Raw genomic sequence first — 25,090 nt, 5'->3', positions numbered from 1 at the left:
AGTGGAACTATGAAATTACCAAAATTGTATTCAATTTTCAGACAGGATATCCAATTAATCGAAAAAGAGCTGCGTTCATCGATACAAACTGAATGCAGACCACTTCAGGAAGCATCTATGCACACTCTGAAAGCTGGAGGCAAACGCATACGCCCTGTTTTTGTACTGCTCACCGCAAAATTTGGAGAGTATGATATTAATCAAATTAAGCATGCTGCAGTTGCTCTGGAACTTATTCACTCAGCATCATTAGTACATGATGATATCATTGACGAAGCCAAACTGCGTAGGGGATCACTGACGGTTCGTTCCAAATGGGATAATAAAATGGCTACTTATACAGGAGATTACATATTTGCCAGGGCTCAGGAGCTTATGACTCATATTAAAGATCCATTGGCACATCAGGTAGTAGCTAAAACCATCATGGAAGTCAGCATTGGCGAAATAGAACAAATACGTGATAAATACAATTTTGATCAAAATCTACGTAACTATTTAAAGCGTATTAAACGAAAAACGGCTGTCTTAATTGCGGCCAGCTGCCAATTAGGTGCGATCAGTGCAGGGGTATCGGAGGATATACACAAAAAATTATTCTTGTATGGATACTATGTGGGCATGTCCTTTCAAATAATGGATGACATACTTGATTTCACGGCCTCTGAAAAAGATTTGGGGAAACCTGCGGGTAGTGATTTGTGGCAGGGGAATATTACCTTACCTGTTTTGTATGCCTTACAGCAACCGCAATTGGCCAAGCTTATCCGAACTGTTCACGAAGATATGAGGTTAGAAGAGTTGCAGCCTATACTCGAATCTATCAAGCAATCAGGAGCAATCGAGAAATCCATCGACTTAAGCAATGCTTACCTGGATAAAGCATTTGATATTCTAGAATTATTGCCAGAGTCGAAGAATACGGATTATTTATATGAAATAGCAAGATTTATCGGAAAAAGGAAATACTAAAATGCTATTTCCTTTTTTGTTTGCTTTATACATGTAAATAATGGTATTATTCTTTCTGAAAGCCCATACATACGAACAGAGGTGTAATTATGGAAAAAACATTTTTAATGGTTAAACCAGATGGTGTACAAAGAAATTTAATCGGGGAAATTGTATCACGTTTAGAAAGAAAGGGCTTTCAGCTTGTTGGAGCGAAATTGATGATGATTCCAACAGAGGCGGCTGAAAAGCATTACGAGGAACATAAAGAGCGTCCTTTCTTTGGTGAATTGGTTGACTTTATTACATCAGGACCAGTTTTTGCAATGGCATGGCAAGGGGAAAATGTGATTGCGACTGCTCGTCAAATGATGGGATCTACCAATCCAAAAGATGCTGCTCCTGGTACAATTCGCGGAGATTATGGTGTAACGGTAGGCAAAAACATTATCCATGGCTCTGATTCACCTGCAAGTGCCGAGAGAGAACTTGGAATCTTCTTTAAAGAAGAAGAGCTTGCTGAATATACAAAATTAGCGAATGAGTGGATTTATTAAGTAGATAGATAAAGATTAAGGGCTGTCAACAAGGTTGGCGGCTTTTTTAATTGCATATCTTACCGGTTTATGGGGGTTTATAGAATAGATCATGTGATCGTTATGGGCATACGTAATAAGTGTGGTTATATCATTGAATCTGCTAATTTTGTATACTTATAGTAAAAGAATTTATTGGAGTCGTAGGGGTATATGATAAAAATTAATGATGACTATCAGGGGTTTGTTAAAGGGATTAACTATTTAACAGGAATCAATTTATCTTTATATAAGGAAGCGCAAATGAAAAGAAGAATTACCTCCTTATATGAAAAACAAGGTTTTAATGGGTTTCAGGATTATTACAATCATCTTCGTAAAGACCAGTATTTATTAAATGAGCTTCTGGACCGTATGACGATTAATGTTTCGAACTTCTTTCGGAATTATAGAAGGTGGGAGGTTTTGGAGAAGGAGATTCTGCCAGAATTATTGTCTGAAAAAAAGACTTTGAAAATTTGGAGCGCCGCTTGTTCAACTGGTGATGAACCCTATTCACTTGCCATGGTGCTAACCCGCTTAAATGCCCTGAATCGTGTCTCTATCCTGGCAACCGATATAGATCAGAATGCCTTAGAAATTTGCAGGAGAGGCATTTATTCAGAAAAATCTTTGGGGGAAGTACCAGTAGAGTTAAAGAATAAGCATTTCGAATTCGTGGATGGATTTTATCATATTAATCAACAAATAAAAAATGCGGTCACGTTCAAGAAACATAATTTACTGGCTGATTCGTATGGCCAATCATACGATTTAATCATATGCCGTAATGTTTTGATTTATTTTACGGATGAAGCAAAGGGTTTATTATATAAGAAATTTTCCCAATCACTTCGTCCTGGCGGAGTTTTGTTTGTGGGCAGTACTGAACAGATCTTCAACCCAACTGTATATGATTTTATCAGTACAAATACGTTTTTTTATAAAAAGAGAAATCATCATAGGGTACATAGCTAATAGACATACTGAAATGAAAGATAATCAGGAGACGTCGGCAGAGAGTGAATGGTAGTACCTTGTTAATCTGATGTACAATATAAGCAAGAAAATTACCATAAGAATAACAGTATATGATATATTATTACATAAATGCTTTAAAGTGATGAAGGAGGAGCCTTATGAGATATATAACTGCTGGGGAATCCCACGGCCCCCAATTAACAACTTTAATAGAAGGATTACCTGCAGGAATGCCGTTGTCTGAGGAAGATATCAACAAGCATCTTGCCAGGAGACAAAAGGGATATGGACGCGGTAGAAGAATGCAAATTGAAAAAGATACAGTAGAGATTACAGCAGGAATTCGTCATGGCAGGACATTAGGATCACCTGTTGCTCTGCAAGTTAAAAACCGGGACTGGACTCATTGGACCCATGTCATGGGAATTGAGCCAATAGATGAAAAGGCAGAAGACGAAATTAAACGTAAAATCACAAGACCGCGCCCAGGGCATGCTGACCTGAATGGCGGTATGAAATATGGACATAGGGATTTGCGCAATGTTTTAGAGCGCTCGTCTGCAAGAGAAACAACTGTCCGAGTGGCAGCGGGAGCTGTTGCGGTGAAACTGCTTAGTCTGCTTGGTATAGAAATTGTTTCGCATGTTGTTGAAATCGGTGGCATTAAAGCAGCTGAAACAGAGGTTAAGGATATTAAAGAGATCCAACAGCTGGCAGAGGATTCTCCAGTTCGCTGTCTTGATGAAAAAGCTGCTGAGAAGATGATGGAAGCCATTGATTTGGCTAAAAAGAATGGCGATACATTAGGTGGTGTCGTTGAAGTAGTGGCGACTGGAATGCCTGCTGGTGTCGGGAGCTATGTTCATTATGATCGTAAACTAGATGCAAAAATTGCAGGTGCAATCCTTAGTATTAATGCATTTAAGGGTGTCGAATTCGGGATTGGCTTTGAAGCGGCCAGAATTCCAGGCAGTCAGGTGCATGATGAAATCATTTGGGAGGAAGGACAGGGATATAGCCGTAAAACGAATCGCCTAGGCGGTTTTGAAGGCGGAATGACAACTGGAATGCCTGTAGTAGTGCGTGGAGTCATGAAACCAATCCCTACCTTGTATAAGCCGCTCAAAAGTGTGGATATTGATACTAAAGAGTCATTTACAGCCTCGATAGAACGCTCTGATGCATGTGCTGTTCCGGCAGCGGCAGTCGTTGCTGAGCATGTGGTAGCATGGGAGCTTGCCAATGCAATCATTGAACAGTTTTATTCTGATCGGATGGAGACATTGGTTGAATCCGTTAATCAGCAAAGAATGTATGCGAGGGAATTCTAATGGAAACTATTCAAATTAAAACTTCTTCAAAGGAGTATCCGATTTTTATAGGTGATGGAGTGATTGAAGAGCTCCCCATATTTTTGGAGAAAAATTTCAAAGGAAAACCAAAAGTATATATGATATCGGATGAACTGGTATCGTCTCTTTATTCTGAGCTGATTAAAACGTTGTTGTCCAAACGTGGCTATGAAGTAATCATCCATGCCGTACCAACAGGAGAAAGAGCAAAATCATTCTCTGTATACGAAGAATGTTTAACGGTAGGATTTGAAAATAAACTTGATCGTGACAGCCTCGTGTTAGCTCTGGGCGGGGGAGTGGTTGGAGATTTAGCTGGATTTGTAGCAGCGACCTATATGAGAGGTATTCCCTATATTCAACTGCCAACAACCTTGCTGGCTCATGACAGTGCAGTTGGAGGAAAAGTGGCTATTAATCATCAACTGGGTAAAAATCTAGTAGGCTGTTTCTATCAACCGGAGGCAGTCTTCTATGATAGTTCCTTTTTATCCACTTTACCAGAGAAGGAATGGCGCTCAGGATTTGCCGAGTTAATTAAGCATGCCCTACTATGCAGTAAATCCTTTTATGACGATTTAAGAAATCAGTATTGCAGTATTTCTGACCTGCAATCCAAATCATTGGCTTCGTATATAAAAAAAGGGATTTCTGTTAAAGCTACTATTGTATCGGAGGATGAAAAGGAGAAAGGCTCGCGTGCTTTTCTTAATTTTGGTCATACATTAGCTCATGCGATTGAAGGGGCAGCTGGATATGGAGTGGTAACCCACGGGGAAGCTGTAGCCTTTGGTATGTTATTTGACCTATATTTGAGCCAAAAGTATGCTGATTTTTCTTTTAATCTAACTGCATTTAAGGATTGGTTAACCAATTTAGGCTATCTACAAATACCAAAAGAAATTTTATCAGCAGAATTATTGCTGCCATTTATGAAACTTGATAAGAAAAATAAACAAGGGACAATAGCGACGGTCCTTTTAAATGATTATGGCAGCCCAGCCTTACATTCCTATTCTGATACGGAAATACAAGACGAATTAACCTATTTCTTAAACAATATAGTCGGAAGGGAGAATGGTTATTCATTATGATGAGAGGCATCCGAGGAGCCATTACCATAGAAGCAAATAAAAAAGAACTCATTGAAAATAAAACAGAAATCTTACTTCGAGAAATGATCGAACAGAATCATCTTCAGGCAGAGTCTATTGCATCTATATTCATATCTGTCACAGATGATATAGATGCAGGGTTTCCAGCTGCTGTTGTTAGAAAAATAGATGGATTTACATATGTTCCCGTTATGTGCATGCGTGAAATTCCAGTACCGGGTTCCTTATCATTGGCCATACGGATTATGATTCATGCCAATTTGGATACAGCCCAAAAGAATATCAAGCATATTTATCTGGAGGGGGCTACGGTCCTTAGACCTGATTTAACAGAGAAATAGACAATAAAAAAGGGGGAACTGGAGCTTTGAAATGGAAGAATCATTTATATACATTAGAGCCTTATAAGCCAGGCAAACCAATTGAGGAAGTAAAAAGGGAGTTTGGGTTGGAGGAGATCATCAAACTGGCATCAAATGAAAACCCATACGGATATTCATCCGAAGTCGCAAAAACGCTGAAGGAAACAGAATGGTCACTTCCCTTGTATCCGGATGGCGGAGCCGTTAATTTGCGTGAAGTCTTATCTAACTATTTAGGAGTTGAAAAAAATCAGCTTATCTTTGGAAATGGTTCAGATAATATCATCCAAATGATAGCAAAGGCGATTCTTGCTCCAGGTGTGAATACGGTTATGTCTACGGGTACCTTTAGTCAGTACAGCCATAATGCCATTTTGGAGCAGGCAGAGATCAGGGAGGTGCCGCATATAAATGGCAGACATGATCTTGACGGCATGCTTCGTCAGATTGATGCTGACACGGGGATTGTGTGGATTTGTTCTCCTAATAATCCGACAGGCGAATACATAAGAGGTGAGGAGCTTCTCCCATTTTTGAGTCAGGTTCCTAACGATGTATTAGTTGTATTTGATGCAGCTTATTATGAGTACGTCACAGCTATAGATTATCCTGAAATCTTGCCGTTAATTAATCAGTTTGATAATTTAATCCTATTGCATACTTTTTCCAAGATTTACGGGATGGCGGCTTTGCGTATTGGTTATGGAGTGGCTAATTCCGATATTATCCGTATGCTTGAGCCTGCAAGAGAGCCGTTTAACGTCAATGCATTAGCTCAAAAGGCTGCGATTGCTGCTATAAGTGATCAACAATTTATTGAGGAATGCAAACAAAAAAATAGAGATGGCCTTCAGCAATATTATGAATTTTGTAAGATTCATAACTTAAGTTACTATCCATCACAGGCAAATTTCATCTTAATCGATACAGGTCATGATGGGGATGAAGTCTTTCAGTATTTAATGAGAAAAGGCTTTATCGTTCGTTCCGGCCAGGCTTTGGGTTTCCCGACATCCATTAGGATTACAGTTGGTTCTGACCAGCAGAATGAAGCTGTTTTGAAAGAGCTGAAAAATTTCCTTTTGATGAAAGAAAATAAAGAAACCAAATAGATAGTAGGTGAGGTGCCTCCATGCGTGGGAATGTATTAATGATAGGTCTTGGTTTAATTGGAGGATCCATTGCTTTATCTATTAAAAAGGAACATCCGAAGGCATTGATACTAGGGTATGATGTGGATCGAAAACAGGTGCAGCTGGCAAAAGCATTAAAAGTAATAGATGAAGAGACTTTGGATTATAAAGAGGCAGCTGGAAGAGCAGATGTTATCATTATCGGAGTCCCGGTGCAAGCTACATCAACCGTTATGGAAAGCCTGTCAGCATGTACGCTGAAAAAAAGCGTTATAATTACGGATGTAGGAAGTACAAAGGCAAAGATCATGAAAGAAGCAGAGCGTTTGTTTAGCATGAATTATACGTTTATAGGCGGTCACCCAATGGCTGGATCTCATAAAAGCGGAGTAGCTGCGGCAAAAGTGCATCTTTTTGAAAATGCTTTTTATATATTGACACCTTCTGCTCATGCAGGTGTTAAAGAGGTTGCTGAGCTGAAGATGTGGCTGAAGGGGACGAAAGCCAAATTCATTGAAGTGGATGCTCATGAGCACGATTTAATGACAGGTGTCATCAGTCATTTGCCGCATATTATGGCAGCCTCGATTGTTAATCAGGCTGAACAGGCTGAAGCGAAACATGATTTAGTTGCAAGACTTGCTGCCGGAGGATTCAGGGATATTACCCGAATAGCTTCATCCAGTCCTCAAATGTGGAAGGATATTCTGATTCAAAATGATCAAGTATTAATCGATCTTTTGGACTCCTGGATAGATGAAATGTCAGAGGTGAGAGAATGGATTCGTACGAAGGATGAGGAAAGATTATATTCCTTTTTCCAAAGTGCAAAAATGTTTCGTGATGAGATGCCGGCCCGTAAAAAGGGTGCAATTCCTTCCTTTTATGATTTATATGTGGATGTCCCGGATTATCCAGGAGTCATTTCGGAGATTACCGGTTATTTAGCAAAATCTAATATAAGTATTACTAATATAAGAATCATTGAGACGCGTGAAGAAGTTTACGGTGTATTGGTGATCTCCTTCCAATCAGGTGAAGATCGCAAACTAGCGGTGGAATGTTTACGTGATGCAACTAATTACGATACTTATTATGACTGAGATAAAAAGGAGGAAAGGCATGGGAAAAATCCTATTATTCAAAAACCCCCAGTTGAAAGGCACGATTGAAGTGCCGGGAGATAAATCTATTTCGCACAGAGCGGTCATGTTTGGGGCAATAGCGGAAGGGAAAACGACGGTATATCATTTCTTAGAGGGTCAGGATTGCTTAAGTACTATTGAGTGTTTTCAAAAAATGGGTGTGGATATACAAAGAGAAGGCGATAAGGTCACCATCCAGGGTAATGGATATGGCGGTTTAAAGGAGCCGATTGGCTTGCTTGATGTCGGCAATTCAGGGACAACCATCCGACTTCTTATGGGGTTACTCGCCAACCAGCCCTTTTCTATCACTTTCACTGGTGATGAATCCATTGCAAAAAGGCCAATGAGAAGAGTGGTAGATCCGCTGAGGAAAATGGGAGCAAGAATATCCGGAAAAGAGGATGGTAACTTTATACCGCTTGAAATGAACCAAGGTGAGCTGTCAGGTATTGAATATGAGCTTCCGGTAGCAAGTGCCCAGGTGAAATCAGCTATTCTTTTAGCTGGATTACATGCGAAAGGAACCACAACGGTCATTGAAAAAGCAGCCACGAGGGATCATACTGAACGGATGATTGAATCGTTTGGGGGGAGCATCCATATCGACGGCAATATGATCAGAGTTACAGGAAATCAGGTGCTGAGCGGAAAGGATGTTCATGTTCCCGGAGATATCTCCTCTGCAGCGTTTTGGATGGTTGCCGGTACCATTGTACCAAACAGTGAGATTATATTAAAGAACGTTGGGCTGAATCAAACAAGAACGGGGATTATTGATGTTTTGAAAGAAATGGGAGCAAATATTGAAATTCAGTTAGACAAACTCGGAGAACTTGCGGAAGAATCCGGTACGGTTACAGTAAAAACTTCCTCTTTAAAGGGGATAACAATTGCCGGAGATATCATTCCAAGGTTAATTGATGAGCTGCCTGTTATTGCCCTGTTAGCTTCACAGGCTAAGGGAAAAACCGTCATTAAAGATGCTGCTGAGTTAAAGGTTAAAGAAACAAATCGAATTGATGCCATCGCTACTCAATTGGGTGCGCTTGGTGTTGATATAACTCCAACAGACGATGGTTTAATCATTGAGGGAGAACAAACCTTGCATGGAGGTACGGTGGACAGCCTGGGGGACCACCGTATCGGAATGACATTGGCGATTGCTTCACTGCTTTCCAAAGACTCTGTAGTATTAAACAATGCTGATGCCATTTCAGTATCCTATCCAGGTTTCTTTGATGATTTAATTAAGCTTGTATCCATTCAGAAATAAAAGAGAGGGGAACCTCTCTTTTTTGGTACTAAAATTTCTGATAGTTTCATAGCATGTCTAAAAGAAAGTCAATGAAACCCTTGCCTTTACACATGTAAAAATGGTTGATAGGGCGGTGAAAATGTAATCAATTAAATGGATAGATAGAATGAAATGGAAGAGTACGATTCGGTCGCTTTTTGTTAAATGATAAAGTATACTTATATAACCTTAAAATTAAGACTCCAAGCTCTATACCACAAAAAAATCATTTAATTTCCTTATCAGATAAATATTTTTTTCTGGAGTTTCCATTAGCTCTTTATACAGGTTAAAAAAAGTGAGTATAATAGGGGTAATAACAAAATTTTAGAGGCTCCGGATTGGACGAACATTATTTTGCCGAATGACCAGCAGATTTGTTATAGATTTAGGGAAACAGAAAGGAATACCAATGATGAAAATTGAATCAATTATAAAAAAACTGATGCAAGGTGAATTTGAAGAAGCTAAAAAACATATAAATCAGATTAAGCAATCCAACAATGATGACGATGTTTATACCTTGGCGGAAGAAATCGCTTCACTTGGGTTTATGGAAGAGGCAAAGGAGCTTTTTGAAGAATTGCTGAAGCGTTATCCCGATGAAGGAGAGATTTTATTTTCATTGGCTGAAGTATCAACTGAATTGGGGCAGGAAGAGGAAGCATTGTTGTATTTAGAGAAAATTGATCAGGAAGATCCGATGTACCCAGGAGCACTCCTATTATTAGGGGATTTATATCAGGGAATGGGTATGGAGGAGGTCAGTGTTCAAAAGCTGAAAGAGGCCAATCGAATTTTACCGGATGAACCTATTGTAAAATTTGCTCTTGCAGAACTTTATTATCAACAAGGACATTTCCGTTCGGCTGTAGAATTATATAGCAGTATCTTAAAGAATGAGACTGTAATAAATGGCGTTTCAATTTATAAGAGATTAGCCTTATCACTTGTATCATTGGGCGAATTTGAAGAGTCGCTCCCTTATTTCAAGAAAGCTGGCAGGGAGGATGATGACGTAAATTTATTGTTTGAATATGGATTTGCTGCGTATCATGCAGGAGAATTTCCAACGGCAATAGCTAAGTTTACAGAGCTTAAGGAAATAGACCCTGCCTATCATTCACTTTATTTGTATTTAGCCATGGCCTATGAAGAGTCCCTTGATTTGGAAAAAGCACTGGATGTTGCAGAAGAAGGGATTAAGGAAGATCCTTTCAATAAGGAAATATTCCTGTATGGTGCTGAGCTAGCAACTAAGCTTGGAAATACAGAGAAAGCTATTAAATGGCTATCGGAGGCTATTGCGATTGATCCGGGTTACCTCGAGGCAATTCTAACTTTAGGCAAGCTTTATTTACACGAAGAAATGTTTGACCATGTCATCGATTTGGTATCCTCTGTTAGAGCGATGGGGGAGGATGACCCGCAATTTAATTGGCTCCTGGCAACGGCATATTCAGAGCTTGAGGAGTATAGTGAAGCATTATCATGTTACAAAGAGGCACATGAATTTTTTGGAGATAATAGAGACTTTTTACATGAATACGGTTATTTCTTGCTGGAAGACAGTAAATTTGAAGAGGCCAGGTCGATATTTAAGACATTACTCCACGAAGACCCAAGCAATGATGAGTATATTGATATTTTAGAACGAATTTAACTAATTTGTACAGAGGAGGGCTCCACCTTGAAAACCCCTGTTTCTGTCGATGAGAAGAAGGAATTTATACGCTGGTTTCTGAACCATTACCAATTAAAGCGCAGAGAATGTGTATGGATATTAAATTACTTAATGAGTCATGATCAGCTCATGATGAATGTTCATTTCGTGGAAGGAGCTAAGTATTGTCCAAAAGGAATGGTCATGTCCACTCATTGTGTGGAAGATGTGCCATTTAGATTCTATAAGAGTAATATCATGACAACTGACGCAGAGAAGTCATTCCATGATATACGGCTTAATAAGGACGAGGATATCTACATACAATTGAATTTCAGGACAGCCTACTCATCCTATCAGTATGCAGCCGTACTTGAGGAAAATCCTTATCAGCCAAAAAACCTCCCCGGTAATGAACAGGATCAATATATTGCAGAAAATATTTTAAAAATCAGTCTATCAAGATTCGAAGAGGAACGGTTAGCACAGATGATTGATGAGGCAATTGATAACCGTGATATAGAATTATTTAATAAATTAAGCAGTCAGTTGAAAAGAATCCGATCTCAGGAATCTTTTAACTAATAGCAGCCACACATATTTCTTTGAGAGAAAGAGATTATGTGTGGTCTTTTTTATGCTTCCACGCTTGATTTGGCAGTTGCTTATCCCAGCAGGATGAGGAACAAAGATTTCTCCCTGAATTGTAAGCTTATTTGTATATATTTTACTTATTATGTTTTACAATGGAAAAAGAAGTCGAGGGGGAAAATTATGAAATATCAGTCAGTTGATACAGAATTATTTAGTAAATCCAAAAAATATATTGATACTATAGTTATCCCGTTAAATCCGGTTGATTTTGATGATACATTTAGCCAGACGGTATCATCCTATGAATTTATGACATTGCTGACGCATGAGCTCGAAAAAGAATTAAAGGGCCGTCTATTTTTAGCCCTACCTCTGCCATATATTAAAAATAGTAAGACAGAGGAGAAATTAAATCTCTTGTCTGTTTGGGTAGATTATTATAGAGGTCAGGGATTTAAATATATCCAATTTCTCACTACTGACAGTAAATGGACAAGTATAGATGAGAGCGGACATGTTTTATGGATACCGGCAATCCCCATCGAAAAAATGCCTCTTGATGCGATTAAAACAGTTATAAGTGATCAAATGAAACAGCTTGTTGATATACTAACAGAATCCTGGAATAAATGATGTTTTTGTAAGTAAATAGTATATTGGTATAAAACAGGAAAAATAAAACATGTATTTCCTTAACTGGGAGTTTATTGACCTATTAAAAATATTAGGATATTATTGTAATGTCCTAGTTTTATGGAGTTTGTGCAATTTTCTATTTTGTATGACTTTTTCGATATAAGGGGGGGAGAAATTTTATGAGCAGCCAAAAAGTATCAAGACGCCAATTTCTGAATTATACGCTTATGGGCGTTGGGGGGTTCATGGGAGCGGCAACACTTATGCCTATGCTGCGTTTTGCAGTCGATCCAGCTTTGAAAGCGAATGCATCTGGGGAGTTCATTAATACTGGAATGAAAATATCTGAGATTACTGAAACACCAACTCGTGTCGATTATAAAACTGAGGTTAAAGATGGTTGGTACGAAGCTGAAGAGACAAGAACAGCATGGGTTTACAAAGATGAGAACGGCAAGATAGTTGCCCTTTCTCCGGAATGTAAACACTTGGGGTGTACGGTGAACTGGGAAGGATCAGAAGATCATAAGAATGAATTTTACTGTCCATGTCACGGGGGGCGTTACGAAAAGAATGGTAAAAACATTCCGAAAACACCTCCAATCGGGCCGCTCGATGTTTACGACAAGCAGGAAAAAGATGGAGTATTATACTTGGGCAATGCAAAAGAAAACGAAGTGTAGGGAGGCATAATCAATGCTTAATAAAATGTACGATTGGATTGATGAGCGATTGGATATCACGCCATTATGGCGCGACATTGCTGATCATGAAGTCCCTGAGCATGTAAACCCTGCCCATCACTTTTCGGCATTTGTTTATTGTTTTGGGGGATTGACGTTTTTCATCGTAGTCATTCAAATTTTATCCGGAATGTTTTTAACCATGTATTATGTGCCGGATATTAAAAATGCATGGGAATCTGTTTATTATTTACAAAATGAAGTTGCTTTTGGTCAAATTGTTCGGGGCATGCATCACTGGGGAGCAAGTGTCGTCATTGTCATGATGTTTTTACATACTCTTCGTGTGTTCTTCCAGGGTGCCTATAAAAAGCCACGTGAACTAAACTGGATTGTTGGAGTATTAATTTTCTTTATAATGCTAGCTCTAGGATTGACAGGGTATCTGCTTCCTTGGGATATGAAAGCGTTATTCGCTACAAAAGTAACGTTGACCATTATCGATTCGGTGCCATTCATCGGGCCATACTTAAAAACGTTGCTTGCTGGTGACCCTACGATTGTCGGGGCGCAAACCTTAACGCGTTTCTTTGCGATTCATGTATTCTTCCTTCCAGCGGCGCTTATTGGACTAATTGCAGCTCACTTCTTAATGATACGCAAACAGGGAATATCAGGACCGCTATAAGATATTAGTTGAAAATGGAAATGTTACGAAGGAGGGGATATCCTTATGCATCGTGGTAAAGGAATGAGATTTGTAGGGGATTCAAGGATAAGCGCAGATAGAAAACCGAATATTCCAAAAGATTATTCAGAGTATCCAGGAAAAACAGAAGCCTTTTGGCCCAATTTCTTGCTGAAAGAATGGATGGTAGGTGCTGTATTTTTAGTAGGTTTTTTATGTCTTACAGTTGCCCATCCATCACCGCTCGAAAGGATTGCTGACCCAACAGATACGGGATATGCGCCTTTACCTGACTGGTACTTTATGTTTTTGTATCAATTGCTTAAATATTCATATGCTTCCGGGCCATATAATTTAATCGGGGCTTTGGTTATTCCGGGACTAGCTTTTGGTGCATTAATGCTTGCACCGTTTCTGGATCGCGGACCGGAACGCAAACCAACTAAACGGATTTTCCCAGTAGGTTTTATGTTGCTTGCATTTGCAGCTATATTTTACCTAACATGGGAAACTGTTTCTCAACATGACTGGGCAGCAGCAAAGCTGCAAGGACAAATTGTTGAGGATGTAGCAATCGATAAAGAGTCAGAGGGATATAAATTATATCAAGGCCAAGGCTGTGTAAGCTGTCATGGGGACTCCTTACAGGGTGGAAATGGTCCTAAATTACTTGGTACAAAATTAGAGGTTGATGAAATCGGTCATATCGCTGTAAATGGTACCGAAAATAAAAAAATGCCACCAGTTTTTAAAGGTTCTGATGAAGAATTAAAAACTCTGGCAGAATTTATTAAGGGAGCAAATGCAGGCGGAGATTCAAAAGGGGAATAATGTTTTTTTGAGGGGTACTCAGATGAGTACCCCTTTTATCTGCTAAGATGATTGTCATAGTCGTCGTAATCATGTTGACAAATGAGGTGTAGTTATTTGTATTATTAATAATATGGGATGGCCAGTGAGCTTCCACCTGAATTGAAAAGCTCATATTTAGAGAGAAATTTAGAGTAGGGATGATTTGGCTGAAAATCAAGTAATCGAGCAACTTTATTTGGAATAATTCAGATTGTGATGGAGGATATTATGAATAGCTGGCTTTATGCTGTATTAAGAAATCGGACATTTTTATGGATTTTATTCACTGTTAATCTTTTGGGAACAATATACGGATATTATTGGTATAAAGGGCAGCTTGAAATAACACCAGTAGCCTTTCTTGCTTTTGTACCAGACAGTCCAACTGCCAGTTTATTTTTTTGTATTGCTGTTATTGGCTGGCTTTTAGGGCGCAATTTTGGTTTATTTGAAGCCTTAGCAATCGTTTCTCTATTTAAATATGGTATTTGGGCAGTTGTCATGAATATTTTAACTTTCTCTGTAGAGGGTTATGTATCTTTGATCGCTGTCATGCTGATTCTATCGCATGCTGCAATGGCAATTGAAGGAATTCTTTATGCTCCATTTTATCGGGTTAAACCATGGCATTTAACCGTGGCTGGGATTGTCGTGTTACATAATGAAATCATTGATTATGTTTATGGGATGATGCCGACGTATAGTGTTTTGAATCAGTATATCCCTCAAATTGCTTATTTCACTTTTTGGCTGAGTGTACTTTCGATTGGAGTAGGGTATTGGTTTACTCTTCGTAAAAATCGGGAAATATACTCCATTCATCTCAGGCAATAAATGGTTCTAGTCTTGTCCCTTCACACATACGATTAAGTAGTATGAGGAGGGATATTTTTATGAAGTTTAAATCTTTATTTATCTCAATAGCCATTATAATATCATCAGGATTCATTACGACCTATGCTAACGGACCTGATAAACAAAATTCGTTAGAGACCCTTGCTGATCAATCCCTTCAATTTGCAAAAGTAGATAGACGTGATGAAGCAGAGCGTTTATTGGAAGCATTTTCAGATAAATTTTATGATCAGGCAATTGAGAGCTCAAACTATACAATGGATGAAATTAATATTATAACGATTGCCTATGAGGAAGCCATTCAAACTGTGAAAAATAAAGAAAAAACAGATGATGAAGTAATCAATGAAATAACGAAATTCCGATTAGTACTTGATGCTGTTCATAGTGATGGCGCACCATTATGGGCGAGTTTAAAGGATAGCATGATCTCTGCTGCAGGGGAAACAAAGGTATCGATCCAGAAACAGGATTCCATTGCTTTTCAGGAAAAATTAAATCATTTATTAACGATTTACAATATTATATATCCATCGTTGAAAATAGATGTAACACCTGAACGTTTTCAGCAAGTGGATGCCCATATTCAATTCATTGATCAATATCGTCCGCAAGTCTTTTCTGATCAATCACAAACTGATATGATTTCCTTAGAGGAGCAGCTGCGTGATATATTTGAGGAAGCAGAAAAAGATGATGCAGATCCATCCCTTTGGTGGGTAATCATTTCAACTGGAAGTATTATAATTATGACCTTATCCTATGTTGGATGGAGGAAATATAAAGCTTCAGATGATCAGCTTCATACAAAAAAGAAAAAACAGAATTTTTGATAAAATTTTGAATAATATCTATCCATTGACAGATGTAATACGACATTATTACAATTACCATAACACAACTATAAATAACAGAAATGAAATGGAGGATATAAATGAGCTTTTTAATTTATTTTATACTGCTTTTAATTATCCCAATTTATGCACAAATGAAAGTTCAAAGGGCTTACAAGAAATATTCACAGGTTCCTGCATCGAATGGTTACACGGGTGCGGAAGTTGCCCGTAAGTTGTTGGACGAAAATGGTTTGTACAATATACGAGTAGAAGAAACACATGGAGTATTAAGTGACCACTATGATCCTACAAATAAAGTGGTAAGATTATCATCAAGTAACTATCATGGTCATTCACTCGCCGGCACCGCTGTCGCAGCTCATGAGGTTGGCCATGCCATTCAGGATAAAGAAGATTATTCCTTTATGAGAATCCGTCATAAGCTAGTACCAGTTGCTAATATCGGTTCTAACTTTTCCTGGATTTTAATTTTAGCTGGGCTGTTGCTTGGCAGCTTAAATCTAGCATGGCTGGGAGTATTGTTTATGGGGGCAGCCGTGTTATTCCAATTCGTTACACTGCCGGTTGAATTCAATGCTTCTAACCGTGCTATGAAACAGGTTGTTGCTTTAGGTGTAATCAGGGCTGATGAAGAAAAAGAAACGAAAAAAGTCTTAGATGCCGCAGCCTTAACATATGTTGCAGCTGCAGCAGTTGCTGTACTTGAATTGTTACGATTTGTATTTATGCTAACCGGCATGAATGGTGAAGATTAATAAGAGAAACCCCCTTCGTATATGAAGGGGGTTTTCCTATATTGCTTATTTTTCAAGCGGATTTTTATTTTCATCCAACGTAAATCCTTCACCAAGTACATCATGTACGACAGATACGGAAACAAATGCATGTGGATCAATGGATGTAATAATGCTCTTAAGGCGTACAATTTCATTGCTGCCTACAACGCAATAAATCACATCGCGCTCCTGTTTGGTATATGAGCCAACCCCTTTGAGTAATGTAACACCGCGTTCCATTTGTTGATTAATCTTTTCAGCTATCACGGAATTGGAGTTGCTTATGATCATCACACCACGGGCTGCATATGCACCCTCTTGGATAAAGTCAATTACACGGCTGCCAATATAAACGAGGACAAGTGTATACATGGCTTGTTTATATTCCAAATACGTTACGAGTGATAAAACGATAACGCAGAAGTCAAACATAAACATGGTTTTTCCCATGCTCCAGCCTTTATATTTGAACATGAGCCGTGCGATGATGTCGACTCCGCCAGTCGTTCCGCCGTAACGGAAAATAATTCCTAAACCGACGCCAATGCACACACCTGCAAATAAAGCCGCGAGCATTAGGTCATCCTTTAAAGGAATATGTATTTGATATTTTTCGAAAATCGCAATAAATACAGATACAGCGATGGTACCGATAAGTGTATACAAAAAGGTTTTTTTGCCCAACAGTTTATATCCTACAAAGAAAAGAGGTATATTTAATAAAATATTGGTAATTGAAGGGCTAATACCAGTTAAGTTATAAATTAAAAGGGTAATCCCTGTAAATCCCCCTTCACCTAATGCGTTTTGCATATTAAAATGAACAAGGCCAAAAGACATTATTGCAGCCCCTAATAATATCAGTATGACGTTTTTAAGCTTTAAGTTGAAAAACACATTCTAACCCCTTTCTTGCTAACTCAATTATTATTATAGTGTACAATTGAGGAAAAATAATGAATGATATCCTTTTGCATTCTATCATATTTATTGTTCGATAACTAAGAAATACGCTAACATTAAGAGAAAAGGGTGTAACTGTATGGAACATAAGAAAACAATCGCTGACTTACAGCAGGAAGTAGATCAATACATAGGGCAATTTAAAGAGGGATACTTCAGTCCGCTTGCCATGACAGCGAGACTTACTGAAGAGCTTGGAGAATTGGCGAGAGAGATTAACCATTATTATGGTGAAAAACCCAAAAAAGAATCTGAAACAGAAAAAGCAATTGAAGAAGAATTAGGAGATGTTTTATTTGTGCTAATTTGTATGGCCAATTCGCTGAATATTGATTTACAGGATGCACATGACAGGGTGATGGAGAAATTCAATTCCAGGGACAAAGACCGTTGGACAAGAAAGGAAGAATGATTGATGATTAATGTCATAATTGCAGGGCCGCGAGGTAAAATGGGGAAAGCAGCAGTAAATTTAGTGATGAATACAGAACATTTTCATTTAGTAGCTGTATTGGATCATAAGAATGATGGGTTGAAATTAAGTGAAATAGATGGATTTACCGGTATAGATGTTCCAATTTATACAGATCATGAAAAATGTTTCTCTGAAGTTAAAGCGGATGTACTGATTGATTTGACCACTCCGGAGTCTGGAAGAATCCATACATTATCAGCATTATCACACCATATCCGTCCGGTTGTTGGAACGACCGGCTTTTCAGATGAAGATTTAAATGAAATCAAAAGAATTTCAAAAGAAAACGGAATTGGGTGTATTATTGCACCGAATTTTGCTGTTGGTGCTGTGTTAATGATGAAATTTGCCAAGCAGGCAGCTAAATATTTTCCGGATGTCGAAATTATTGAATTGCATCACGATCAAAAACTTGATGCTCCTTCAGGAACAGCTATAAAAACAGCACAATTAATTTCTGAAGAAAGACAAATAAAAAAACAGGGACATTTAAATGAAAAAGAAACAATAAAAGGTGCACGTGGTGCAGACTATGAAGGAATGAGAATACATAGTGTACGCTTACCTGGACTTGTTGCGCATCAACAGGTCATGTTCGGCGGAGAAGGTCAGACATTTACTCTAAGACATGATTCATATGATCGAAACTCTTTTATGAGCGGAGTTAAATTGTCGGTGGAAACCGTCATGAATATAGAAGAATTAGTATATGGATTAGAAAATATTATTGATTAAGGAGCACTGTTCCATGAAAATCGCATTGATTGCACATGACAAAAAGAAAGACGACATGATTCGATTTACGCTTGCGTATAAACATATCCTAAAAGAGCATCAGCTTTTTGCTACCGGTACAACGGGAAAGCGAATACAGGATGAAGCAGGCCTGTCAGTTCATCGTTATCAGTCCGGACCACTCGGGGGAGATCAACAAATTGGGGCGATGGTTGCAGTAAATGATATTGATATTATTATTTTCTTCAGAGATCCATTGACTGCGCAGCCGCATGAACCGGATGTGTCCGCTTTAATGCGTTTGGCGGATGTTTATTCCATTCCATTGGCAACTAATATGGGAACGGCTGAAATGTTAATACATGGTTTAGAACGCGGAGACCTTAAATGGAGAAATATAGTTAGGGAAAAGGAGTAATATGCCCACAATGAAGACAGACATACTATGTTTTGGCGCCCATTCCGATGATGTGGAAATCGGAATGGGGGGCACAATAGCAAAATATACAGAATTAGGCCATTCCGTTGTCATCTGTGACTTAACCGAGGCGGAGCTTTCATCGAATGGTACTCCCACAAACAGATTGAAGGAAGCCAAACAGGCAGCTGCTATCTTAGGTGTAAAGGAACGCTTGAATTTAAATATCGGAGATCGGCAATTATATCCCACACCTGAAAACATCTCAAAGATTGTTTCTGTTATAAGAACATACAAGCCTGAAATCATCTTTGTACCCGCTGTTCCTGACCGTCATCCGGATCATGGACATTGTGCAGCTTTGGTCGAAGAGGCTGTCTTTTCAGCTGGTATTAGGAAATATGAGGATGAAAGTAAGCTGGAGGCCCATAAGCCGAAGCATGTTTTTTATTACATGATTAATAGCTTTCATCCGCCCGATTTTTGTGTGGATATCAGCAGCTATTTTCATTGTAAATTATCCAGTTTAAAAAGCTATTCCTCTCAATTTATTAAAACGGATGATGGGGTTGTGACCCCTCTTACAGAAGGATATCTCGAAGCAATCGAAGGCAGAGAGCGGGCATATGGAAGAGAGGCAGGCGTGTTATTTGCAGAAGGATTTAGAACGAAAAAACCTCTCTTACTTGATCAAGATTTGTTAGGTGGAAAGAAATGAAAAAGTTAAAAATTGGAATTGTTTGTTATCCTACTGTCGGCGGATCAGGGATTGTTGCGACCGAATTAGGAATTAAGCTGGCGGAGAAGGGACATGAGATTCATTTTATAACATCCAGTGTACCGTTCCGCTTAAAAAAGCGATACTCAAATATATATTTTCACCAGGTTGAAGTTAATCAATATGCCGTTTTTCAATATCCTCCATATACCTTGTCATTGGCCAGCAAGATAGCCGAGGTGGTCAAAATGGAAGAGCTTGATATCATTCATGCCCATTATGCGATGCCGCATGCCGTTTGCGGAATTTTGGCCAAGCAAATGACCTCCTCTGGCCTAAAGGTAGTAACGACTCTCCATGGTACGGATATTACGATACTAGGGTATGATTCTTCTCTGCAGGACATGATTAAGTTCGCTATTGAAAAATCCGATGCGGTTACGGCCGTGTCTCATGAACTTGTTAAAGAGACATATGATTTAATTCAACCGGATCAAGAAATTCAAACGATTTATAATTTTATCGATTATCCGGCGCCTGAACCGGATGCTGGTAATGTGGCTAATTTAAAAGCAGAGCTTGGAATTAAAGAAGATGAAAAAATTGTCATTCACGTCTCGAATTTTCGGAAGGTGAAGCGTGTACCTGATATCATAGACACTTTTGGAGCCGTGGCAGACAAAATACCGAGTAAACTTTTATTAGTAGGCGACGGACCGGAAATGTCTTTTGTAAGTAAAAAAATTAAAGCAATGGGCTTACAGGAGAAAATAATTCTGTTAGGAAAACAGGAAAATCTACAGGAGCTCTATTCCATTAGTGATGTATGTGTCCTTATGTCAGAAAAAGAAAGTTTTGGGTTAGTACTTCTTGAGGCGATGATCTATGGCGTTCCATGTCTTGGAACCAAAATCGGGGGAATTCCTGAGGTTATTGAAGATGGGATTAACGGATACACCATCGAGCTAGGAGATATCGAAGCTGCCTCTATGCGATTGTTGGAATTGCTTGAAAATGATTCGCTGAGAATGAATATGGGTAATAACGCTATTCATAAAATTAAAGATCATTTTCAAACCGAACATATCGTGAATCAATATGAGGACTTGTATTATTCATTATTGAAAAATGGGGAGAAGGATGAATGAACCAGGAATTTATCAGAGCGCGTCCTGTTTTGGATCAGTTAACGGCGAAGGGGTATGAAGCCTATTTTGTTGGTGGAGCCGTTAGGGATACTTTAATGGGGAAGGAAATTGATGATGTGGATATTGCTACCTCCGCCACTCCCGAGCAAGTAAAGGAAATTTTCACCCATACAGTAGACGTTGGTATTGATCATGGAACTGTATTAGTGCTTTATAAAGGAGACTCGTTTGAGATCACGACATTTAGAACAGAATCTGCATATAAAGATTATCGACGGCCAGATTCAGTCATCTTTGTAACCTCTTTGCATGAGGATTTAAAGAGAAGAGATTTTACGATGAATGCAATTGCCATGGACCAGGATGGAAAATTGTATGATCCATTTGATGGAGAAAAAGCAATACATACAAAGGTAATCGAGACGGTTGGTCCGGCGGATGAACGATTTAGTGAGGATGCGCTAAGGATTCTTCGTGCTGTTCGATTTGTAAGCCAGCTAGGGTTTACATTGCATGAAAATACACGATCGGCATTACGGAAAAATGCCGATTTACTCTTACATATAGCACAGGAACGGAAAACAGCTGAGTTTCAAAAAATGGTTCTTGGGCAATATCCAGAAAAAGGGTTAAAAATTGCTGCAGACGAAGGTTTGCTAGCCTATTTTCCGGGTTTTGGTCAATTTGCGGCTCATATAGAGCAGTTTCTTGCACTACCCTTAAACCGTTGTGAATCATTTGAAGAATGGATGGCTTTGATTGCCCTCTTTAATGGTCAGGATCAATCCCTATACAGTCACTGGAAGCTTTCTTCAAGTCAAATGAAAAAAATAGGTCTGTTGATCCGTGAAACGAAGAAAAGAGAGAGTTCCTCATTTACTCCCTATACCATTTATCAGCTTGGCCTTGAAAACACCCTGAGCGTGGAAAGGGTTTGGTCAGTATATCATCATGCGGACCCAGACTACGACGCAATCACTGATCTGCATGCTCGTATGCCAATTCATAAGGAAACTGTTATAGAGGTTTCCGGAAACGACCTGATGAAATGGGCTGATAAACCAGGTGGACCGTGGATTAAGGAGCTTATGCATGAAGTGATTAACGGAATTCTGGATCATAAGGTCCCGAATAAAAAGGAGTTAATTAAACAATGGCTCATTCAAGAGAACAAACTTTAAAGCATGAGATTGCCAAAGCATTTGCGAAAGCTGGAGAGGATTATATATCAGGACAGGCATTAGCTGATTTAGTTGGCTGTTCAAGAGTGGCGATATGGAAGCATATTGACCAGCTGCGTCAGGAAGGCTACGAAATTGAGGCTGTAAAGAAAAAGGGGTATCGGCTCTTGAAAAAATTAGATTCTCTAAGGGCCACTGATATTCTAATGGGGTTACAGACTGAATTTGTAGGACAATCTATATATTCTTATGATACAGTCTCATCCACTCAAGTTGTTGCCAGAGAACTTGCGGGAAGCGGTGCTAAAGATGGTACAGCTGTGATTAGTGATGAACAAACGGAAGGTACAGGGCGATTAAAAAGAAAGTGGCATTCTCCTTCAAATGGAGGGATCTGGTTAAGTATGATTATGAGACCTGATATTCCTCCCTACCATGCCCCTCAGCTCACGTTGTTAACAGCTGTAGCTGTTGTTCAGACACTAAACAAATTTGGTGTGAATGCAGGAATCAAATGGCCAAATGATGTGTTGGTAGAAGGAAGGAAGATTGCGGGAATACTAACAGAGCTTCATGCGGAGTCCGATCAAATTCATCATGTGATTATCGGCATTGGCATGAATATAAACCAGCCCCTTGAATCGTTTCCTGATGAGTTAAAAGAGATCGCTACTTCTGTCTTAATCGAGAAGAAACAAAGAGTAGATCGATCTGAATTTTTACAAAGCTTTTTTAAGAATTTTGAAGATATATATCTACTTTATTTAGAAAAAGGTTTTGAACCAATAAAACAGCTTTGGGAAAAGCTTACCATTACCATTGGGAAGAAGGTCACCGTCCAAAGCCTGCGAGGATCTTTAACTGGCTTGGCAACCGGAATTAATGATGATGGTGTATTGATTATCATGGATGATGAGCAAAAAAGCCATTTGGTTTATTCCGGAGATATAACTGTGCATCAATAATGGACAATATTAAGCGGTTGTTTTTAAAAAAAGAAATTAATTGAAAATGAGTTAATATATGGCATATAAAAATGACTGAATGTTATAATTCATAGAAGGGCGGGAGCGGAAACGACCTGCACCTTGTATAGTAGTCATTTTAAATAGATTTATAATTCTGCCTGTATCCAAGAAAGGACCGGGACAGAGGGATAAAAGCTATTATGCCAATCCATCCTTCTGTAATTAGAAGGATTTTTTATTTGGTAAATAGGTTTTTCTCTCCTCGGAATGAAAAGGAGGAAAGAAAAAATGAAATTTGCTGTGGATTTTTTGAAACTAAAAGAAAACAGAGAAAAAATTTCAATGCTGACTGCGTATGATTATCCATCTGCTAAACTGGCAGAACAAGCGGGGGTCGATATGATTCTTGTAGGTGACTCTCTTGGAATGGTTATTTTAGGATATGATTCTACTGTTCCTGTCACTATCGAGGATATGATTCATCATACGAAGGCTGTTAAAAGAGGCGCACCTAACACATTTATCGTGACGGATCTGCCGTTTTTGACGTATCACACAACAAATGAGGAAGCGTTAAAAAATGCTGCAAGACTTATGCAGGAGGCAGGGGCTGATGCGGTCAAAATGGAGGGTGCCGGAGATGTTATTAGCAAAATAAAAGCGATGACAGATGCAGGTATACCGGTAGTGGCGCATTTAGGCTTAACACCGCAATCAGTTGGTGTACTTGGAGGTTATAAAGTCCAGGGTAAAACAAGTGAGGCGGCAATTAAACTTTTGGAGGATGCGAAAAAGTGTGAAGAAGCCGGGGCAATGGCCGTTGTGCTTGAATGTGTACCTTATCAGGTCGCTGAACATATATCGAATGAACTAATAATCCCAACAATCGGGATTGGTGCTGGTAACGGTACGGATGGTCAGGTTCTCGTTTATCATGATGTTTTATTATATGGTGTAGGCAGAGTGGCCAAGTTTGTAAAATCCTATGCTAATCTAAATGATGTGATTGGCTATGCTTTGTCTGAGCATATAAAAGAAGTGAAATCGGGAATTTTTCCGGATCGTGATCACTCATTCACGATGAAGGAAGAAGAACTAGCCTCATTGTATGGAGGAGAAAAATGAAGATTATCAGCCAGATAAACGAACTGCGTGAAGTACTTGATTTAGAGAGGGAAAAGAAACATTCCATCGGATTTGTCCCAACTATGGGATATTTGCATGAAGGACATCTATCACTTATTCAAGAAGCAAGAGAGAAAAATCATGTGGTAGTTATCAGTATATTTGTAAATCCGCTTCAATTTGGTCCTAATGAGGATTTTGATAAATATCCACGCGATATGGAACGGGATGAAGAGCTGGCACGAAATGCAGGGGTGGATTATTTATTTTATCCAACAGTTCAGGAAATGTATGGGGATAAGCAAACCCTGACGGTAAAAGTGCATGAGCGCACCGATGTACTTTGCGGAAAATCCAGACCGGGTCATTTTGATGGAGTGGCGACTGTTCTGACAAAATTGTTCACTATTGTCCATCCGACCCGAACTTATTTTGGACTGAAGGATGCTCAACAGGTTGCTGTAGTAGAAGGGATTATCCATGACTTTAATTTCCCGATTGAACTGGTTGGTGTTGAGATTAAGCGTGAAGAGGATGGTCTTGCATTAAGCTCCAGAAACATTAATTTAACAGAGCAGGAAAGAGAAGAAGCTCCATTTATCTATAAAAGTCTTTGCAAAGTGAAAGCTCAGCTGCAAAAAGGTGCCAGTCCCGCGGAAGCGCTTGAAAAGGGGAAAGAGTATTTGCAATCCCATATCAATGGTCAAATCGATTATTTTGAAGGATTATCCTATCCGGACTTGAGTGAGATTACAGAGCATGATCAAAGAATCATCTTTGCAGTGGCGGTTCAATATACGTCTGTTCGTTTAATCGACAACATTATCATAAATTTATAGTCATA

28 protein-coding genes are annotated in these 25,090 nt (G+C 38.9%); 27 read left to right on the top strand and 1 reads right to left on the bottom strand.

What is annotated here, in order from left to right:
• Nucleotides 1-9: 9 nt before the first annotated feature.
• From hepT to AC4BHA_RS02795, 18 genes are all read left to right on the top strand, one after another.
• Entirely contained in the window at nucleotides 10-972 is a 963-nt protein-coding gene (gene hepT, locus AC4BHA_RS02880; protein ID WP_139891731.1) for a heptaprenyl diphosphate synthase component II, read from the top strand.
• A gap of 89 nt (nucleotides 973-1,061) precedes the next feature.
• Nucleotides 1,062-1,508, top strand: a complete 447-nt coding sequence (gene ndk, locus AC4BHA_RS02875; protein WP_139891732.1) for a nucleoside-diphosphate kinase — start codon at nucleotides 1,062-1,064, stop codon at nucleotides 1,506-1,508.
• A 192-nt stretch (nucleotides 1,509-1,700) separates the two neighbouring features.
• A complete protein-coding gene (locus AC4BHA_RS02870; protein ID WP_066107456.1) occupies nucleotides 1,701-2,504 on the top strand; it encodes a CheR family methyltransferase in 804 nt (267 codons plus the stop codon).
• Nucleotides 2,505-2,665: 161 nt separating this feature from the next.
• Nucleotides 2,666-3,838: a chorismate synthase gene (gene aroC / locus AC4BHA_RS02865; protein WP_140461596.1), complete on the top strand. Its 1,173-nt coding sequence runs from the start codon at nucleotides 2,666-2,668 to the stop codon at nucleotides 3,836-3,838.
• Nucleotides 3,838-4,953: a 3-dehydroquinate synthase gene (gene aroB / locus AC4BHA_RS02860; protein WP_490558126.1), complete on the top strand. Its 1,116-nt coding sequence runs from the start codon at nucleotides 3,838-3,840 to the stop codon at nucleotides 4,951-4,953. The genes aroC and aroB overlap by 1 nt, the downstream gene beginning before the upstream one ends.
• Complete coding sequence (gene aroH, locus AC4BHA_RS02855; RefSeq protein ID WP_139891735.1) at nucleotides 4,950-5,315, top strand: chorismate mutase; 366 nt, start codon at nucleotides 4,950-4,952, stop codon at nucleotides 5,313-5,315. The genes aroB and aroH overlap by 4 nt, the downstream gene beginning before the upstream one ends.
• 26 nt (nucleotides 5,316-5,341) lie before the next feature.
• The gene (gene hisC / locus AC4BHA_RS02850) at nucleotides 5,342-6,448 is read left to right on the top strand and encodes a histidinol-phosphate transaminase (RefSeq protein WP_139891736.1); all 1,107 of its coding nucleotides are present in this window, start codon (nucleotides 5,342-5,344) and stop codon (nucleotides 6,446-6,448) included.
• 20 nt (nucleotides 6,449-6,468) lie between these two features.
• Entirely contained in the window at nucleotides 6,469-7,572 is a 1,104-nt protein-coding gene (locus AC4BHA_RS02845) for a prephenate dehydrogenase (protein ID WP_139891737.1), read from the top strand.
• A gap of 19 nt (nucleotides 7,573-7,591) precedes the next feature.
• The gene (gene aroA, locus AC4BHA_RS02840; RefSeq protein ID WP_066107439.1) at nucleotides 7,592-8,890 is read left to right on the top strand and encodes a 3-phosphoshikimate 1-carboxyvinyltransferase; all 1,299 of its coding nucleotides are present in this window, start codon (nucleotides 7,592-7,594) and stop codon (nucleotides 8,888-8,890) included.
• Nucleotides 8,891-9,323: 433 nt separating this feature from the next.
• On the top strand, nucleotides 9,324-10,574 hold the full coding sequence (locus tag AC4BHA_RS02835; RefSeq protein ID WP_077248162.1) for a tetratricopeptide repeat protein: 1,251 nt from the start codon (nucleotides 9,324-9,326) through the stop codon (nucleotides 10,572-10,574).
• A gap of 27 nt (nucleotides 10,575-10,601) precedes the next feature.
• The gene (locus AC4BHA_RS02830; protein WP_066107436.1) at nucleotides 10,602-11,159 is read left to right on the top strand and encodes a ReoY family proteolytic degradation factor; all 558 of its coding nucleotides are present in this window, start codon (nucleotides 10,602-10,604) and stop codon (nucleotides 11,157-11,159) included.
• Nucleotides 11,160-11,348: 189 nt separating this feature from the next.
• Entirely contained in the window at nucleotides 11,349-11,801 is a 453-nt protein-coding gene (locus AC4BHA_RS02825; protein WP_490558125.1) for a DUF2487 family protein, read from the top strand.
• A gap of 182 nt (nucleotides 11,802-11,983) precedes the next feature.
• Complete coding sequence (locus AC4BHA_RS02820) at nucleotides 11,984-12,487, top strand: Rieske (2Fe-2S) protein (RefSeq protein WP_139891739.1); 504 nt, start codon at nucleotides 11,984-11,986, stop codon at nucleotides 12,485-12,487.
• Between the two features lie 13 nt (nucleotides 12,488-12,500).
• Nucleotides 12,501-13,175 carry a menaquinol-cytochrome c reductase cytochrome b subunit gene (gene qcrB, locus AC4BHA_RS02815; protein ID WP_066107427.1) on the top strand — a complete coding sequence of 225 codons (675 nt, stop codon included), beginning with the start codon at nucleotides 12,501-12,503 and terminating at the stop codon, nucleotides 13,173-13,175.
• Nucleotides 13,176-13,220: 45 nt separating this feature from the next.
• The gene (locus tag AC4BHA_RS02810) at nucleotides 13,221-14,006 is read left to right on the top strand and encodes a menaquinol-cytochrome c reductase cytochrome b/c subunit (protein WP_066107424.1); all 786 of its coding nucleotides are present in this window, start codon (nucleotides 13,221-13,223) and stop codon (nucleotides 14,004-14,006) included.
• Between the two features lie 249 nt (nucleotides 14,007-14,255).
• Nucleotides 14,256-14,861, top strand: coding sequence for a lipoprotein heptaprenylglyceryl N-acetyltransferase LhaT (gene lhaT / locus AC4BHA_RS02805; protein ID WP_139891740.1), 606 nt, complete (start codon nucleotides 14,256-14,258; stop codon nucleotides 14,859-14,861).
• Between the two features lie 59 nt (nucleotides 14,862-14,920).
• Nucleotides 14,921-15,715 (top strand): sporulation protein YpjB, encoded by a 795-nt coding sequence (locus AC4BHA_RS02800; RefSeq protein WP_066107420.1) that lies wholly within the window; start codon nucleotides 14,921-14,923, stop codon nucleotides 15,713-15,715.
• A 101-nt stretch (nucleotides 15,716-15,816) separates the two neighbouring features.
• Entirely contained in the window at nucleotides 15,817-16,494 is a 678-nt protein-coding gene (locus AC4BHA_RS02795; RefSeq protein WP_066107416.1) for a zinc metallopeptidase, read from the top strand.
• Nucleotides 16,495-16,539: 45 nt separating this feature from the next.
• Here the strand turns inward: AC4BHA_RS02795 and AC4BHA_RS02790 are convergent, their stop codons facing one another.
• Nucleotides 16,540-17,412, bottom strand: a complete 873-nt coding sequence (locus AC4BHA_RS02790) for a YitT family protein (RefSeq protein ID WP_066107413.1) — start codon at nucleotides 17,410-17,412, stop codon at nucleotides 16,540-16,542.
• Nucleotides 17,413-17,557: 145 nt separating this feature from the next.
• On the opposite strand from AC4BHA_RS02790, the gene AC4BHA_RS02785 reads away from it, so the two are divergent.
• The 9 genes from AC4BHA_RS02785 to panC all read left to right on the top strand — a co-directional run bounded on the left by AC4BHA_RS02785 (nucleotide 17,558) and on the right by panC (nucleotide 25,085).
• Complete coding sequence (locus AC4BHA_RS02785) at nucleotides 17,558-17,890, top strand: nucleotide pyrophosphohydrolase (protein WP_066107409.1); 333 nt, start codon at nucleotides 17,558-17,560, stop codon at nucleotides 17,888-17,890.
• A gap of 3 nt (nucleotides 17,891-17,893) precedes the next feature.
• Nucleotides 17,894-18,688 (top strand): 4-hydroxy-tetrahydrodipicolinate reductase, encoded by a 795-nt coding sequence (gene dapB / locus AC4BHA_RS02780; protein WP_066107408.1) that lies wholly within the window; start codon nucleotides 17,894-17,896, stop codon nucleotides 18,686-18,688.
• A 13-nt stretch (nucleotides 18,689-18,701) separates the two neighbouring features.
• Nucleotides 18,702-19,106 (top strand): methylglyoxal synthase, encoded by a 405-nt coding sequence (mgsA, locus tag AC4BHA_RS02775; protein ID WP_066107405.1) that lies wholly within the window; start codon nucleotides 18,702-18,704, stop codon nucleotides 19,104-19,106.
• 10 nt (nucleotides 19,107-19,116) lie between these two features.
• Nucleotides 19,117-19,824: a bacillithiol biosynthesis deacetylase BshB1 gene (gene bshB1 / locus AC4BHA_RS02770; RefSeq protein WP_139891741.1), complete on the top strand. Its 708-nt coding sequence runs from the start codon at nucleotides 19,117-19,119 to the stop codon at nucleotides 19,822-19,824.
• A complete protein-coding gene (gene bshA, locus AC4BHA_RS02765) occupies nucleotides 19,821-20,972 on the top strand; it encodes an N-acetyl-alpha-D-glucosaminyl L-malate synthase BshA (RefSeq protein ID WP_139891742.1) in 1,152 nt (383 codons plus the stop codon). Before bshB1 ends, bshA begins: the two co-directional genes overlap by 4 nt.
• A complete protein-coding gene (locus tag AC4BHA_RS02760; protein ID WP_066107396.1) occupies nucleotides 20,969-22,153 on the top strand; it encodes a CCA tRNA nucleotidyltransferase in 1,185 nt (394 codons plus the stop codon). Before bshA ends, AC4BHA_RS02760 begins: the two co-directional genes overlap by 4 nt.
• Nucleotides 22,126-23,118 (top strand): biotin--[acetyl-CoA-carboxylase] ligase, encoded by a 993-nt coding sequence (locus AC4BHA_RS02755; RefSeq protein WP_066107394.1) that lies wholly within the window; start codon nucleotides 22,126-22,128, stop codon nucleotides 23,116-23,118. The genes AC4BHA_RS02760 and AC4BHA_RS02755 overlap by 28 nt, the downstream gene beginning before the upstream one ends.
• A 291-nt stretch (nucleotides 23,119-23,409) precedes the next feature.
• Nucleotides 23,410-24,246 (top strand): 3-methyl-2-oxobutanoate hydroxymethyltransferase, encoded by an 837-nt coding sequence (panB, locus tag AC4BHA_RS02750; RefSeq protein ID WP_066107390.1) that lies wholly within the window; start codon nucleotides 23,410-23,412, stop codon nucleotides 24,244-24,246.
• Nucleotides 24,243-25,085, top strand: coding sequence for a pantoate--beta-alanine ligase (panC, locus tag AC4BHA_RS02745; protein WP_139891743.1), 843 nt, complete (start codon nucleotides 24,243-24,245; stop codon nucleotides 25,083-25,085). The genes panB and panC overlap by 4 nt, the downstream gene beginning before the upstream one ends.
• Nucleotides 25,086-25,090 lie beyond the last annotated feature (5 nt).

It is taken from the genome of Pradoshia sp. Z3_51, from assembly GCF_058215915.1.
The sequence above is the reverse complement of the archived record's forward strand: the minus strand, read 5'-3'. Positions and strand labels throughout refer to the sequence as shown.